This is a genomic window from Nocardioides sp. (assembly GCF_035481145.1).
Taxonomy (GTDB): domain Bacteria; phylum Actinomycetota; class Actinomycetes; order Propionibacteriales; family Nocardioidaceae; genus Nocardioides.
This window is the reverse complement of sequence record NZ_DATIHB010000042.1, coordinates 32,090-46,327: the sequence shown is the minus strand read 5'-3', so window position 1 is coordinate 46,327 and position 14,238 is coordinate 32,090. Positions and strand designations below refer to the sequence as shown.

The window sequence follows — 14,238 nt, the reverse complement described above, 5'->3', positions numbered from 1 at the left end:
TGGTCGTTCCGGCCACATGCGCACTCAACTCGATCAGTGCACGTAGGTGTCGTAGGTCCGCTCGCCACGGAACGGCGCGACGTGCTGCGCGACGAAGCCCTCCGGAACCGACTCACGCTTGAACACGCCGTACTCCTCCGGCCAGCTGCCGTCACGCGGCAGCCTGAACGACCCCATCAGCATGTCCACGACCGGGAGGTGGATCGCGTAGTTGCGGTCCCAGTAGTCGGTGTGCCGGGCGTGGTGCCAGTGGTGGTAGCGCGGCAGGGTGATGACGTACTCCAGCCAGCCGAACCTGATCCCGATGTTGGCGTGGGCGACGACGGCCTGGATGCCGACCAGCACGGCGTAGGCGTTGACGACCGGCTGCGAGAAGCCGAGGAAGAGCAACGGCAGCAGCACGACGCTACGGGTCAGGACGGTCTCGACGAAGTGCACCCGTGAGCCGGCCAGCCAGTCGAGCTCGGGGCTGGAGTGGTGCACCGCGTGAAAGCGCCACAGCACCATGACCCGGTGGTAGCAGCGGTGCAGGACGGCCTGTGCCGCGTCTGCCACGAAGACCGCCAGCAGGAACGCCGCCACGAACGGCAACCCGCCGATCCACGCCTGAAGCCCTTCGTGCTTCGCGGTGTCGACCACCAGTCCGGTCGAGGTCGTCACCAGGATCAGGATGAACTGCACGAGCACGTGGCTCATGAAGAAGTACGCCGCGTCGGTGCGCCATCCATGGCGGAAGACCGCGACGGGACGGCGCGCGAAGTGGTGCTCGAGCGGGATGAAGACGAGCGCAGACACGAAGAGCGACAGGACGAACCAGTCCAGTCCGAGCGAGTACGGCGTCTGCCGAATCGGCCCCTCGAACGGGACGTCGGCGCCGCCCAGCAGCAGGGCCGCCGTCGCGGTGCCGACGCCGGTGAAAGCGAGCCGCTTGTGCTCGTCGCGGAGGACCGCGAGCGTGCCGGTGAAGAAGGCGAGCGAGAGGCCGATGAGCAGCAGCGTGCGGGCGAAGTCCTCGGTGTACACAGCACGGAACTCACGGCTGGTCAGCAGATCGGGAAAGTGGAAGCAGACCACCGACACGAGCGCGAGCACGCCGAGGAAGCACGATGTCGTGGCGAGGAAGCGGGGGTGGCGGACCAGGGTGGCGAGCGGGCGCCGGGGCGCAGGCATCTCGGACATGCTCCGACCATGCCCGCGAGTGAGCCTGACCGTCCTCGGCACGGCTACTCAACTCGGTTCGGACGTACTCGTCGGACGTGGGAGAATCTCCTCCCGTGACCGTGCCGAACGTTCTTGCCACCCGCTACGCCGCCGCCGACCTCGCCGCCATCTGGAGCCCCGAGCACAAGATCGTGCTCGAGCGCCAGCTCTGGATCGCCGTGATGAAGGCCCAGAAGGACCTCGGCATCGAGATCCCCGACGGCGTCATCGAGGCCTACGAGGCCGTCGTCGACAAGGTCGACCTCGGCTCCATCGCGGCCCGCGAGCGGATCACGCGGCACGACGTGAAGGCGCGCATCGAGGAGTTCTGCGCGCTCGCCGGGCACGAGCACATCCACAAGGGCATGACCTCGCGCGACCTCACCGAGAACGTCGAGCAGCTCCAGGTGCTCTCCTCCCTCGCCCTCGTGCGCGACCGCGCCGTCGCCGCCCTCGCGCGGCTGGCCCGCCTCGCTGCCGAGCACGAGGCGCTCGTGATGGCCGGTCGCAGCCACAACGTCGCCGCCCAGGCCACGACGCTCGGCAAGCGCTTCGCGACGATCGCCGACGAGATGCTGGTCGGCGTCCAGCGCCTCGAGGAGCTGATCGCGCGCTACCCGCTGCGCGGCATCAAGGGCCCGGTCGGCACCGCGCAGGACATGCTCGACCTGCTCGGAGGCGACGCGACCAAGCTCGCCGAGCTCGAGTCCCGGGTCGCTGCGCACCTCGGCTTCGGCAACGTCTTCACCAGCGTGGGCCAGGTCTACCCGCGCTCGCTCGACTTCGACACGCTGTCCGCGCTGGTGCAGATCACCGCGGGTCCGTCCAACCTCGCCACGACGATCCGCCTGATGGCCGGCATCGAGCTCGTGACCGAGGGCTTCAAGGAGGGCCAGGTCGGCTCCTCCGCCATGCCGCACAAGATGAACACCCGCTCCTGTGAGCGCGTCAACGGCCTCGCCGTCATCACCCGCGGCTACCTCTCGATGGTCGGTGAGCTCGCCGGCGACCAGTGGAACGAGGGCGACGTCTCCTGCTCCGTCGTACGCCGCGTGGCCCTGCCCGACGCGTTCTTCGCCGTGGACGGCCTGTTCCAGACCTTCCTCACCGTGCTCGACGAGTTCGGTGCCTTCCCGGCGGTCATCCAGCGCGAGCTTGACCGCTACCTGCCGTTCCTCACGACCACCAAGGTGCTCATGTCGGCCGTCCGCAACGGCGTGGGGCGCGAGACCGCCCACGAGGTCATCAAGGAGGCCGCCGTCGGCACGGCGCTCGCGATGCGCCAGGGCCAGGTCGAGAACGACGTCTTCGCCAAGCTCGCCGCCTCCGAGGAGCTCGGCCTGACCCGGGAGCAGATCGACGCCCTCGTCGCGAACCCGATCGAGTTCACCGGTGCTGCCGTCGACCAGGTCCGGGCCGTCGTCGCGAAGGTCGAGGAGCTCGTGAAGCGGTTCCCGGACGCCGCGGCGTACGTGCCCGGAGACATCCTCTGACCCCACACCCGAGTGTTGCGTATAGCGCAGCGTGTTGCGAGGGTTGCATATTTCTCGTGAAATAGGGCACGGTCGAGGGGACGCATCCACGCACCCTCGAGGAGGACGGCGTCCCTGACGCCCTGAAACGTTGACCCTGGATCTCGGACGACCCCGACAGCCGGACCCCGACGACACGCCGGCGGACATCCCGCACCCGGAGCACCAGGCGCACCCGGCGCTGGACTTCGCGGTGCCCGACGAGCAGTTGGCGGAGACCGGCGGTCTCGACCGGGTCGTCTTCGGTGTCACGGCGGTCCTGGCGGTCGCGTTCCTGATCTGGGGCTTCGTCAGCACCGCGACGCTCGCCGACGTGTCGGGGCGCTCGCTGACCTGGGTGATGACCAACAGCGGCTGGCTGTTCGTCCTCGCTGCCAGCGCCTGTGTCGTGTTCGTGCTCTGGCTCGCGCTCGGCCGCTTCGGCAGCATCACCCTGGGCCGCGACGGGGAGGACCCGGAGTTCCGCACCGTGCCCTGGATCGCGATGATGTTCAGCGCCGGCATGGGCATCGGCCTGATGTTCTACGGCGTCAGCGAGCCGATCACGCACTTCGCCACCCCGCCCCCGGGCACCGGCGAGGCCGGCAACCCCGAGGCCGTGCAGCACGCCATGGCCACCACGCTCTTCCACTGGACGCTGCACCCGTGGGCGATCTACGCCGTCGTCGGCCTGGCCATCGCGTACGGCGTCTACCGTCGCGGCCGCCTGCAGCTGATCAGCGCCGCCTTCGAGCCCCTGCTCGGCCGGCACGCGCACGGTCCCGCCGGCAAGGTGATCGACATGCTCGCGATCTTCGCGACGCTCTTCGGCTCGGCAGCATCGCTCGGCCTCGGTGCGCTGCAGATCCGAAGCGGTCTGGAGATCGTCAGTGGTGCCGGCCCGGTCGGCAACGGCGTGCTCGTGATGATCATCGCGGTGCTCACCGCGGCGTTCGTGGTGTCCGCGGTCTCCGGCGTCGCCAAGGGGATCCAGTGGCTCTCCAGCGTCAACATGGTGCTCGCCGTGGCGCTCGCCCTCTTCGTCTTCGTCGCGGGGCCGACGGTCTTCATCCTCAACCTGATTCCGACCTCGATCGGCTCCTACGTCCAGGAGCTGGCGATGATGGCGGCCCGCACCGGCGCCGAGGGCTCCGAGACCAGTGAATGGCTCTCCGGATGGACGATCTTCTACTGGGCCTGGTGGCTCTCGTGGACGCCGTTCGTGGGCATGTTCCTGGCGCGGATCTCGCGCGGCCGGACGATCCGCCAGTTCGTCAGCGGTGTCCTGCTCGTGCCGAGCCTGGTCAGCCTTGTCTGGTTCTGCATCTTCGGTGGCGCCGCGATCGACCTGCAGAAGGCCGGCACCGACATCGCGGGCGCCGGCGGTGTCGAGTCGCAGCTCTTCGCCACGCTCGACGCCTTCCCGCTCGCGACCGTCGCGAGCATCGTGGTGATGGTGCTCGTCGCGATCTTCTTCGTGTCGGGAGCGGACGCCGCCTCGATCGTCATGGGCTCGCTCTCCGAGCGCGGCACCCTCGAGCCATCGCGCTGGACGGTCGTCTTCTGGGGTGTCGCGACCGGTGCCGTCGCCGCGGTGATGCTGCTGGTCGGGGGCGCCGACGCCCTGACCGGCCTGCAGACGATCACCATCGTGGCCGCGCTGCCGTTCGTCGTGGTGATGGTCGGGCTGAGTATCGCGCTGGTCCGCGACCTGCGGTCCGACCCGTTGATGGTCCGCCGGACGTACGCCGTCGAGGCGGTCGAGCAGGCCGTGATCGCGGGCGTGACCGAGCACGGCGACGACTTCGTCCTCTCGGTCCAGCACAACGACAGCACTGGCGAGACACCGATGGTGAAGGCGGAGCAGCCCGACGCCGAGCAGCCCGACGCCGAGCAGCCCGACGCCGAGCAGATCGAGGCCGAGGTCGAGCAGGTCGAGGCCGGGCGGCAGATCTGAGCGACAACGGCCCCCGACACTCCGCGTCACGCGGCGTGTCGAGGGCCGTTCGCCGTCAGATCGGCCCCGGGCTGACGAAGATGGCGGCATGCGGACCTTCGCTCTCCAGCCCGTCGCCGACCGTGACTTCGAAGTCGGCCAGCCCTTCACGCACCGCTTCACGGTCCGCACGAAGCGGTCCGCCAGTGAGGTCTTCGCCGAGCTCCACGGCGACCGCCCGCTGCACTGGTGCAAGGGGATCCGCCGGGTCACCTGGACCTCGCCGGGCCCGCACGCAGCAGGAGCGACACGCACCGTCGCGCTCGCCAACGGCCTCGTCGTCCACGAGCGCTACTTCCTCTGGGACGACGCCACCCGGGTGACGGCCTTCGCCGTCGAGTCGGCCAACCTGCCGCTCTTCCGCAGGTTTGGTGAGCGCTACACGGTCACTCCGACGGCCGATGGAGGCTCGGAGTTCCTCTGGGAGTTCCTCGCCGAGCCGAAGGTGCCGGGCCCGCTCAAGGGCGCGGTGCTGTCGCTGGTGAAGCGGCTCGACCTGGCGAAGCTCGAGCGCGACACCCGCGCCTACTTCTCCTGACCACAAGCGCAAGGTCGACCGACCACAACCGCACGTTCGACGCCGAGCCTGCAGGTGTGGTCAGTCGAACCGGTCGTTGTGGTCAGCGAGCGGGAGCGACATCCAGCACGACCTCGAACTCCAGCAGGTCGGCGCCCGTGGCGACCGGCCGCTTCGGTGCCTCACCGGGGGCCGAGGCGTGGGCGGCCTTCGCGTCACCGTCGCGCCAGGCGGCGAACGCCTCCTCCGACTCCCAGTGGGTGACGACGAAGTAGCGGTCGTCGCCGGCGACGGGTCGGAGCAGCTGGAAGCCGAGGAAGCCGGGAGACTTCTCGACCGCGCCTGCGCGCGCAGCGAAGCGCTTCTCGAGCTCGGCGCCGGCCTGGGCGGGGACGTGGATGGCGTTGATCTTCACGACGGACATGTCCCCGAGCCTAGGAGACGCCACGACTAGGCTCGGACCCATGCTGAACATCCCCGACGCGCCGGAGATCCCGGGCACGACGCACCTGCACTCCGGCAAGGTCCGCGACCTCTACCGGATCGACGAGGGCGAGCACGCCGGCAACCTGCTCATGGTGGCCAGCGACCGCATCTCGGCGTACGACTTCGTGCTCTCGTCGACGATCCCGGACAAGGGAGAGATCCTGACGCGGATGTCGCTGTGGTGGTTCGAGACGCTCGGTGTCCCGCACCACGTGCTCTCCACCGACGTGCCGGCGTCGGTCACGGGACGCGCGGTGGTCGTGCAGAGCCTCGAGATGTTCCCCGTCGAGTGCGTCGCCCGCGGCTACCTCACCGGCTCCGGCCTCGGCGACTACGAGCAGACCGGTGAGGTCTGCGGCATCGCGCTGCCGGCCGGCCTGGTCGACGGCAGCCGCCTGCCGGAGCCGATCTTCACCCCGGCGACGAAGGCCGCGGTCGGCGACCACGACGAGAACGTCTCGTACGACGCGGTCGTCGCCACTGTCGGTGAGGCCGACGCCGCCGCGCTCCGGGCTGCCACGCTCGACGTCTACGGGCGGGCGGAGGCGATCGCCCGTGAGCGGGGGATCATCCTGGCCGACACGAAGTTCGAGTTCGGCCGTGGTGCCGACGGGTCGCTGGTGCTCGCGGACGAGGTGCTGACCCCCGACTCGAGCCGCTTCTGGCCCGCCGACGCGTGGCAGCCGGGCCAGACCCAGCCCAGCTTCGACAAGCAGATCGTGCGCAACTGGTTGACCTCGCCGGCGTCCGGATGGGACAAGAAGTCCGGGGAGCAGCCGCCCGCGCTGCCTGCCGGCGTCGTCGAGCTCACCCGCGCGAAGTACGTCGAGGCGTACGAGAAGCTCACCGGCCAGACCTTCTGACCCACCGCCATTCCGAGGAGAGCACCATGACCGCCGCGCCCGCGCAGGACCCGACCCCCGCCACGCCCGCCGAGCTCGACGAGGCGGTCGAGGCGCTCGCCGCGGGCGCGCGCCTGGGCTGCGATGGGGCTCCGCGAGCGCGCCGCGCTCCTGCGCCGCACGCAGCAGGCGATCGCGGCGAACGCCGAGGCCTGGGCCACCGCCGCGTGTGCCGCCAAGGGCGTCCCGGCAGGCCACCTCGAGGGCGAGGAGTGGATGTCCGGTCCGGCCGCAACGGCCCCGATGCTCGGCGAGTACGCCACCTCGCTCGACAAGCTGGCGGCGGGCGGGTCGCCGCTCGACGGCCTCGCGCTTCGCACGGTCGGCGACCGCACGGTCGTCCAGGTCCTCCCCGAGGACCTGAAGGACTCCCTCCTCTTCAGCGGCTTCAAGGCCGAGGTCTGGCTCCAGCCCGGGGTCACCCCTGAGCAGGCGAAGGCCACGGCCGGCCTGGGCGCCCGCAGCGCCGGCGAGGCCGCCGGGCAGTCCCACGGTGTCGGCCTCGTGCTGGGCGCGGGCAACATCTCCGCGATCGCGCCGCTCGACGCGGCGTACGAGCTGGTGGCCTTCAACCGCGCGAGCATCATCAAGCTCAACCCGACGTTCCAGCACCTCAAGCCGGCGTACGACGCAGCGCTGGCACCGCTCATCGCGGCCGACCTGATCCGGGTCGTCAACGGTGGGGCCGAGGTGGGCGCCCACCTCGTCGACCACCCGGGCCTCAACCACGTGCACATCACCGGCTCGGCCCGCACCCATGACGCGATCGTGTGGGGCGTGGGTGACGAGGCCGCGCGCAACCGCGCGGCCGGCACCCCGAAGCTCTCCAAGGAGATCACCTCCGAGCTGGGTGGCGTCTCGCCGATCATCGTGATCCCGGGGAAGTGGACGAAGTCCGACCTGGCCTTCCAGGCCGAGCACGTCGTCACCCAGCGGCTGCACAACGCCGGCCACAACTGCATTGGTGGGCAGGCGCTGATCGTCTCCTCCGACTGGGACCAGAAGGACGCCTTCCTCGCCGCGATCCGCACGGTGCTGACGCAGGTCACCCCGCGCCCGCCGTGGTACCCCAACGGCCAGGCTGCCGTAGACCGTGCCAAGGCCACCTACGGCGACGCGGCGGAGCAGGTGGGCTCCTGCACGCTCGTGACGCTGCGCGACGACAGCCCGACCGAGCTCTACGACGGGGAGTACTTCGCCGGCGTCCTCGGCATCACCGAGCTCCCCGGCCTGGGGGCCGACTTCCTCGCCAACGCCGTGGCCTTCGCCAACGAGACCCTCGACGGCACGCTGGGCGCCTCGATGATCGTGCGCCCCCAGGACATCAAGGAGATGGGCGACCGGTTCGACTCCCTGGTCGCGGACCTGCGCTACGGAGCGGTCGGCATCAACGTGTGGAGCGGCATCGCCTTCCTCCTCGGCGGTGCGGTCTGGGGTGCCTTCCCCGGCCACACGCTCGAGCAGGTCGGCTCGGGCATCGGCGTCGTGCACAACACGCATCTGATCGCCCAGCCGGAGAAGACCGTCGCCCGGGGGCCGTTCCGTCCGTTCCCGCGGTCGGTGCTCCGTGGCGAGCTCGCGATGGCGCCGCGGATGCCGTGGTTCGTGACGGCGCGCACGTCGGACAAGTCGGGCAAGGCGCTCGCGGCGTACGGCGGAAAGCGGAGCTGGGGCAACCTGCTGAAGATCTTCCCGCCGGCGCTGCGCGGCTGAGGCGGGAGAGCGGTCGGCGACTGGAGGCGCGCACAACACCCCCGGATGGGAATTTTGTGCTCATGCACATCCCTTGGGTGACGTGTGTCGCCTAGGTTTGGGCGCATGCTGAACCTCTCCATCCTCCTCGAGGACTCCGCCCGCAAGTACCCCACCCGTGATGCGATCGTCCTCGGTGACGTGCGCCTGAACTACGCCCAGGTCAACGGCGCCGCCAACCAGGTGGCGAACCTGCTGGTCGAGCGCGGCATCCAGCCCGGCGACAAGGTGGCGCTGAGCTGCCCCAACCTGCCGTACTTCTCGATCATCTACTACGGCATCCTCAAGGCCGGAGCGACGGTCGTCCCGCTCAACGTGCTGCTCAAGGGCCGCGAGGTCGCCTACCACCTGGCGGACTCGGGTGCGAAGGCGCTCTTCGCCTTCCAGGGCACGCCGGACCTGCCGATCGGCGCGGAGTGCCACGCGGGCTTCCAGGAGACCGACACCTGCGAGAACTTCTTCGTCATCACCGTCGACCCGGCCGGCGCTTCGCCGATCGAGGGCACCGAGACGTTCGGCCAGGCGGTCAACGGCAAGTCGCCGGCGTTCGAGACGGTCGCCACCGACGAGGACGACACCGCCGTCATCCTCTACACCTCCGGCACCACCGGTCAGCCCAAGGGCGCCGAGCTGCGCCACCGCAACATGCACTCCAACGCGCTCACCGGTGCCGACCTCTTCGGGGCTGACGAGAGCCGCCCGGACACCTACCTCTGTGTGCTGCCGCTCTTCCACTCGTTCGGCCAGACCGTCATGCAGAACGGCGGCTTCGCCTACGGCGGCACCGTCGTGATGCTGCCGCGCTTCGACGCGACCCAGGCGCTCGGCCTGATGCTGAAGGAGAAGGTCACCTTCTTCGGTGGCGTTCCGACGATGTACTGGGGCCTGCTCGGCGAGGCGGCCAAGGGCGAGCTTCCGGTTGACCACATCAAGGACCACCTCCGCGTCGCCGTCGCCGGCGGTGCCAGCCTTCCGGTCGAGGTGCACAAGCAGTTCGGTGAGGTCTTCGACGTCACCATCCTCGAGGGCTACGGCCTCTCCGAGACCTCGCCGGTCGCGGCGTTCACGGCCAAGGGCACCGAGGTCAAGGTCGGCTCGATCGGCCAGGAGATCCCGGGCGTGCAGCTCAAGCTGATCGACCCGGACACCGGTGCCGACCTTCCCGAGGACCCCGAGACCGTGGGTGAGATCGCGATCAAGGGCCCCAACGTCATGAAGGGCTACCTCGGCCGCCCCGACGCGACCGCCGAGGCGATCGACGCCGACGGCTGGTTCCGCTCCGGCGACCTCGCACGCAAGGACGAGGACGGCTACTACTTCATCGTCGACCGCGCGAAGGACATGATCATCCGCGGCGGCTTCAACGTGTACCCGCGCGAGATCGAGGAGGTGCTCCTCACCCACCCGGCGATCTCGCTAGCCGCCGTCATCGGCGTGCCGCACGACTCGCACGGCGAGGAGGTCAAGGCCGTCGTGATCCTCAAGCCGGGCGCCGAGGCGACCCCCGAGGAGATCGTGGCCTGGAGCAAGGAGCAGATGGCGGCGTACAAGTACCCGCGCATCGTCGAGATCGTCGACGCCCTGCCGATGACCGCCACGGGCAAGATCCTCAAGCGCGAGCTGCCGCGCTGACCCACTCCGTCGAAGCGGCGCGCACCTGCACCCAGATTGCGTCGAAGCGGCGCGAACCTGCACCCCGAGTACGCCGAGGCGGCGCGGACCTGCAGAAGGCCTGCAGGTTCGCGCCGCCTCGGCGTGTTTCGGGTGCAGGTCTGCGCCGCTTCGGCGACTCAGAAGAGCGGGCGATCGGCCTTGCCGGAGTTCTCGTCGACGAACCGCGTGACGTGCGAGGCGATCACCGCGGGGGAGTGCTCGACCACCCAGTGGTTGCCGGTGACCTCGTGCGTGGCCAGCGACTCGCACCAGGGAGCCGGAGCGGTGCGCTGCATCTCGCCATCGACGTGCAGGTCGCCGGACGGCGCCAGGACCTGCACCGGCACCGTCGTACGGCGGGGCGCAGGGCGTGCGAGTCGCGACAGGAAGTTCGCGCGGTACAGGGCCAGGCCACGCTCGGCGTCGGAGCGGCTCTTCTCCCGGATCGTCGTCCCCGCATCGAGTCCGTGCAGGGCCGAGTGGCGCACGACGCGGTCGAAGAGGCCGAGGCGGATCGCTGCCTCGGGCAGCGCCGGCAGCTGGAAGAGCGCCACGTAGTAGGAGTCGAGCAGCTGCCGGGCGATCGCCCGGGGGCACTGCCGGACGCCGCGCAACCAGACGCCGACCATGTCGAGGTCGGGCCCGGAGATCGAGGTGTACGAGAGGAGTCGCTCGCTCCACGCGGGGTCCGTGACCAGGCCCCAGGTCTGGATCGAGCCCCAGTCGTGAGCCAGCAGGTGCACGGGCTTCTCGCCGGCCGTGGCAGTGACGACCTCACCGAGGTCCGCCGCCAGGCGCGGGATCGTGTAGTGGCGCCGGCCGCGCGGGCTCTCCGACGAGCCCGCCCCGCGCACGTCGTACGTCACGACGTGGAAGCGGCCGGCGAGCTCCGCGACCACGCCGTCCCACACGTGGTGGTCGTCGGGATAGCCGTGCACAGCCACGACCGTCGGCAGGGCCGCGTCTCCGTGCTCCTGGACGGCGAGGCGTACGCCGTCGGTCGTGGTCACGACGTGCTGTCGGGCGTTGGTCATGGCCGGAAACCTAGGGCATGTGATCGGTGTGCAGGCGAAGGTGTGGCGAGGGTCGCGTCGGCGGCTGAGACGCGGTTTCGGCGGGGCGCACAGCGCTCCGTAGACTGAGCGCGCCCCGAACCAAGGGCACAGTCGCCACCTTCCAAGGAGCTCATCGTGGCCCGTGTCGTCGTCGACGTCATGCTCAAGCCGGAAATCCTCGACCCGCAGGGCAAGGCCGTCCAGGGCGCGCTGCCGCGCCTGGGCTTCTCCGGCGTGACCGACGTCCGCCAGGGCAAGCGCTTCGAGCTCGAGGTGGAGTCGGCCGACGAGGCCACTCTCGCCGAGATCGAGAAGATGGCCGAGACCCTGCTCGCCAACACCGTCATCGAGGACTTCACCGTCCGCGTCGAGGACGCCCAGTGAAGATCGGCGTCGTCACCTTCCCGGGCACGCTCGACGACGTCGACGCGTCCCGCGCGGTCACCATCGGTGGCAACGAGGCCGTCGCCCTGTGGCACGGCGACCACGACCTGAAGGGCGTCGACGCCGTCGTCCTGCCGGGTGGCTTCTCGTTCGGCGACTACCTGCGCTGCGGTGCGATCTCGCGCTTCTCGCCGGTCATGACCGAGGTCATCGAGGCGGCCCACAAGGGCATGCCGGTCCTCGGCATCTGCAACGGCTTCCAGATCCTCACCGAGTCGCACCTGCTGCCCGGCGCGCTGATCCGCAACGACCACCGCAAGTTCGTCTGCCGCGACCAGCGCCTCCGCATCGAGAACAACGCCACCGCCTGGACCTCGTCGTACGCGAAGGACCAGGAGATCACGGTCGTCCTCAAGAACGGCGAGGGCTCCTACGTCGCCGACGAGGCCACGCTCGACATGCTCGAGGGCGAGGGCCGTGTCGTCGCCCGCTACCTCGACGTCAACCCCAACGGCTCGCTGCGCGACATCGCAGGCATCACCAACGAGCGCGGCAACGTCGTCGGTCTCATGCCGCACCCCGAGCACGCCGTCGAGGAGCTGTGCGGTCCCGGCACCGAGGGCCTCGGCTTCTTCACCTCGCTCGCCGCCTCCGTGTTCGCATGAGCGCCACCCAGACCAACGACCGCGCCGCGGAACCGACCACGGCGCTCGGGCCACTGCGGGTCTTCCGCATCGTCGCCGTTGCCGAGGCGATGACATGGGCCGGCCTGCTGGTCGGCATGTTCCTGAAGCGGGTCACCGACACGACCGACCTCGGCGTGACGATCTTCGGGCCGATCCACGGCGTCGCCTTCCTGGCCTACGTGCTGGTGACCGTCGCCGTCGCCGTCGACCAGCGCTGGTCCGTCGGGCGCACCCTGCTCGGCCTGGCCGCCGCGCTCCCGCCGTTCTTCACCGTCCTCTTCGATGCGTACGCCGAGCGGAGCGGGCTGCTGGGCACCTCCTGGCAGTCGCGTGCGGACAGCGCCTCGCGCGGCCAGCGTGCCGTCTGCTGGCTGCTGCGCAACAAGCTCCGGGCGCTCGTCGTCTTCGTCGTGGCCCTCGCGGTGCTCACGACCGCTGCTCTCGTCGCTGGTCCGCCGGTCGGCTGACCACCGCCGCAGGCTCGACTGACCACAAGCCCCACCTCGACTGACCACAAGCCCCACCTCGGCGTCGAGGTGGGGCTTGTGGCGTGTCGAGGTGGGGCTTGTGGTCAGCGGCCCCGGTAGAGCAGGTTCCAGAGGGCCGGAGTGACGACGCCGTTGACGGCCTGGCCCCGCGACGACTCATACGAGCGGACCGCGGAGTCGGTGGCCCGGTCGAAGACACCGGACAGGGGCACGGAGATGCCACGGGCGATCAGTGCACGCTGGAGTCGCCACACCGAGGCGCCGCTGGATCCGCGCTTCTGCCAGCCCGCACCACCGCGGGGGAGCAGGCCCTTCCAGTGGCCCGCACGCCAGGTCGTCGACGGCCGGAAGCCCTCGCGCGTCAGCCAGGCGTTGACCGCGTTGGCGGCACCGCGGCCGTAGTAGTTCGACTTCAGGTTGATGCCGTAGCTGGTCATGCCCTGTTCGACCAGGAGGCACTTGAGGGCCCGCACCTCGGGACGCGACGTGCCGATCGAGAAGCCCGGGTAGGACGGGTAGTCGACCCGGATGCCGCCGCAGTGCGTCTCGGTGCGGGACCGCGAGCCGCCGCCCACGTCGAGCCAGTTGCGGTCGATGTTGATGGTCACGCCGCCCCAGGTCTCGTTGTGGCCACCCTGGTACTGCTTGAGCCGGTTGCCGCCGGTCCAGCCGTCGCTGCGGAGGTAGCGCGTCTCGGTGGTCGTGTTGGCCACGCCGTCCCAGCGCGCGATCCACAACGTGTCGGGGAGGGCGAAGACGCCGGGATGGTTGACGCGGGCGTCGTCGACCATCTTGATGCCCGAGCTGGCGCTCGAGTAGAAGCCCGACTTGTAGCCGAGCTCGTGGAGCCGGAGCGTCCACGCGTGCACGAAGCGGAGGGCGGACTCGCGGCAGTTGGTGTTGCCGAGGTCGAAGCCCTCGAGGTCGTAGAAGAGCGTGCTGCGCGGGACGATGCCGAGGTTCTTCGCTGCGGTGACCGCTCGCTCGGCCTCGAGCTTGCCCTGGGCCTTCGCCTTGGACCACCAGCTCGTCGGGTCCGGGTTGATCCTCGGGTCGTCGTTGTACTTGGGGTAGCGCGGCTGGCAACTCGCCTGCGGGCCCAGCGTGATCGGCAGCAGTCGCCAGCCGCGGGCGAGCTGGGTGGAGACCCAGGTCCGGGTCAGGTTGGGCTGGCTGCGGCAGGCGCGCGAGTTGCCGCTGATGTAGATGCCGACCGCGTGGAACGGGGAGTTGTCCAGCCAGGCATCCATCTTGGCCTGCGTCGGCGCGAGGCACTGGTCGAAGCCGTAGCCGGTGAATGCCCCGGGCGTCGCCGGGTTGCTCCCCGCCGCGAGTACGGCGCGCCCCTGGTCGCGCGTGACGGCCAGGCCGCCGAGGCCGAGGCCGGCGACGGCGGCGAGGGCGACCAGCGTCGTGGTCAGGCGGGTGCGGAACTGGCCGGACGGCGAGGTCCTTGGGTCGTTCCGAGGGCGGGTCAGGGCGCGCATGTGACTCTCCGAAGTGGGGGAAGGAGACCACGTTAACCACATCAGTCACACCAGCAACAGAGATCACGGCGAACTACAAATGTGTAGTTTCCGCAGGTCAGACGGGGTCCGTCCGGGTGGG

Annotated in this window: 13 protein-coding genes; 9 read left to right on the top strand and 4 right to left on the bottom strand. The window is 70.0% G+C overall.

Translation table 11 applies throughout. The annotated features are described in order from the left end of the window. Window positions 1–33: 33 nt before the first annotated feature. Window positions 34–1,179 (bottom strand): sterol desaturase family protein, encoded by a 1,146-nt coding sequence (locus VLF38_RS03445; RefSeq protein WP_325269889.1) that lies wholly within the window; start codon window positions 1,177–1,179, stop codon window positions 34–36. A gap of 95 nt (window positions 1,180–1,274) precedes the next feature. Here VLF38_RS03445 and purB point away from each other — a divergent pair, with 95 nt between their 5' ends. The 3 genes from purB to VLF38_RS03430 all read left to right on the top strand — a co-directional run bounded on the left by purB (window position 1,275) and on the right by VLF38_RS03430 (window position 5,245). Further along, complete coding sequence (purB, locus tag VLF38_RS03440; protein WP_325269888.1) at window positions 1,275–2,693, top strand: adenylosuccinate lyase; 1,419 nt, start codon at window positions 1,275–1,277, stop codon at window positions 2,691–2,693. Window positions 2,694–2,823: 130 nt separating this feature from the next. After that, window positions 2,824–4,668 carry a BCCT family transporter gene (locus VLF38_RS03435; RefSeq protein WP_325269887.1) on the top strand — a complete coding sequence of 615 codons (1,845 nt, stop codon included), beginning with the start codon at window positions 2,824–2,826 and terminating at the stop codon, window positions 4,666–4,668. An 88-nt stretch (window positions 4,669–4,756) separates the two neighbouring features. Next, the gene (locus tag VLF38_RS03430) at window positions 4,757–5,245 is read left to right on the top strand and encodes an SRPBCC family protein (protein ID WP_325269886.1); all 489 of its coding nucleotides are present in this window, start codon (window positions 4,757–4,759) and stop codon (window positions 5,243–5,245) included. Between the two features lie 82 nt (window positions 5,246–5,327). On the opposite strand, the gene VLF38_RS03425 is transcribed toward VLF38_RS03430, so the two are convergent. Continuing rightward, a complete protein-coding gene (locus VLF38_RS03425) occupies window positions 5,328–5,648 on the bottom strand; it encodes an antibiotic biosynthesis monooxygenase (RefSeq protein WP_325269885.1) in 321 nt (106 codons plus the stop codon). 40 nt (window positions 5,649–5,688) lie between these two features. On the opposite strand from VLF38_RS03425, the gene VLF38_RS03420 reads away from it, so the two are divergent. The 3 genes from VLF38_RS03420 to VLF38_RS03410 all read left to right on the top strand — a co-directional run bounded on the left by VLF38_RS03420 (window position 5,689) and on the right by VLF38_RS03410 (window position 9,996). Beyond that, window positions 5,689–6,573 carry a phosphoribosylaminoimidazolesuccinocarboxamide synthase gene (locus tag VLF38_RS03420; RefSeq protein ID WP_325269884.1) on the top strand — a complete coding sequence of 295 codons (885 nt, stop codon included), beginning with the start codon at window positions 5,689–5,691 and terminating at the stop codon, window positions 6,571–6,573. 123 nt (window positions 6,574–6,696) lie between these two features. Beyond that, a complete protein-coding gene (locus tag VLF38_RS03415) occupies window positions 6,697–8,325 on the top strand; it encodes an aldehyde dehydrogenase family protein (protein WP_325269883.1) in 1,629 nt (542 codons plus the stop codon). A gap of 105 nt (window positions 8,326–8,430) precedes the next feature. Beyond that, the gene (locus VLF38_RS03410) at window positions 8,431–9,996 is read left to right on the top strand and encodes a long-chain fatty acid--CoA ligase (protein ID WP_325269882.1); all 1,566 of its coding nucleotides are present in this window, start codon (window positions 8,431–8,433) and stop codon (window positions 9,994–9,996) included. 158 nt (window positions 9,997–10,154) lie between these two features. On the opposite strand, the gene VLF38_RS03405 is transcribed toward VLF38_RS03410, so the two are convergent. Next, window positions 10,155–11,051: an alpha/beta fold hydrolase gene (locus VLF38_RS03405; protein WP_325269881.1), complete on the bottom strand. Its 897-nt coding sequence runs from the start codon at window positions 11,049–11,051 to the stop codon at window positions 10,155–10,157. Window positions 11,052–11,207: 156 nt separating this feature from the next. On the opposite strand from VLF38_RS03405, the gene purS reads away from it, so the two are divergent. Genes purS through VLF38_RS03390 form a run of 3 tightly spaced genes read left to right on the top strand, consistent with a single transcriptional unit; the run spans window position 11,208 to window position 12,609 of the window. Then, window positions 11,208–11,456 (top strand): phosphoribosylformylglycinamidine synthase subunit PurS, encoded by a 249-nt coding sequence (gene purS, locus VLF38_RS03400; protein WP_325269880.1) that lies wholly within the window; start codon window positions 11,208–11,210, stop codon window positions 11,454–11,456. Beyond that, window positions 11,453–12,121 (top strand): phosphoribosylformylglycinamidine synthase subunit PurQ, encoded by a 669-nt coding sequence (purQ, locus tag VLF38_RS03395; RefSeq protein WP_325269879.1) that lies wholly within the window; start codon window positions 11,453–11,455, stop codon window positions 12,119–12,121. Before purS ends, purQ begins: the two co-directional genes overlap by 4 nt. Then, entirely contained in the window at window positions 12,118–12,609 is a 492-nt protein-coding gene (locus VLF38_RS03390; protein WP_325269878.1) for a DUF3817 domain-containing protein, read from the top strand. Before purQ ends, VLF38_RS03390 begins: the two co-directional genes overlap by 4 nt. A 104-nt stretch (window positions 12,610–12,713) precedes the next feature. On the opposite strand, the gene VLF38_RS03385 is transcribed toward VLF38_RS03390, so the two are convergent. Beyond that, complete coding sequence (locus VLF38_RS03385; protein ID WP_325269877.1) at window positions 12,714–14,117, bottom strand: glycoside hydrolase domain-containing protein; 1,404 nt, start codon at window positions 14,115–14,117, stop codon at window positions 12,714–12,716. Window positions 14,118–14,238: the final 121 nt, after the last annotated feature.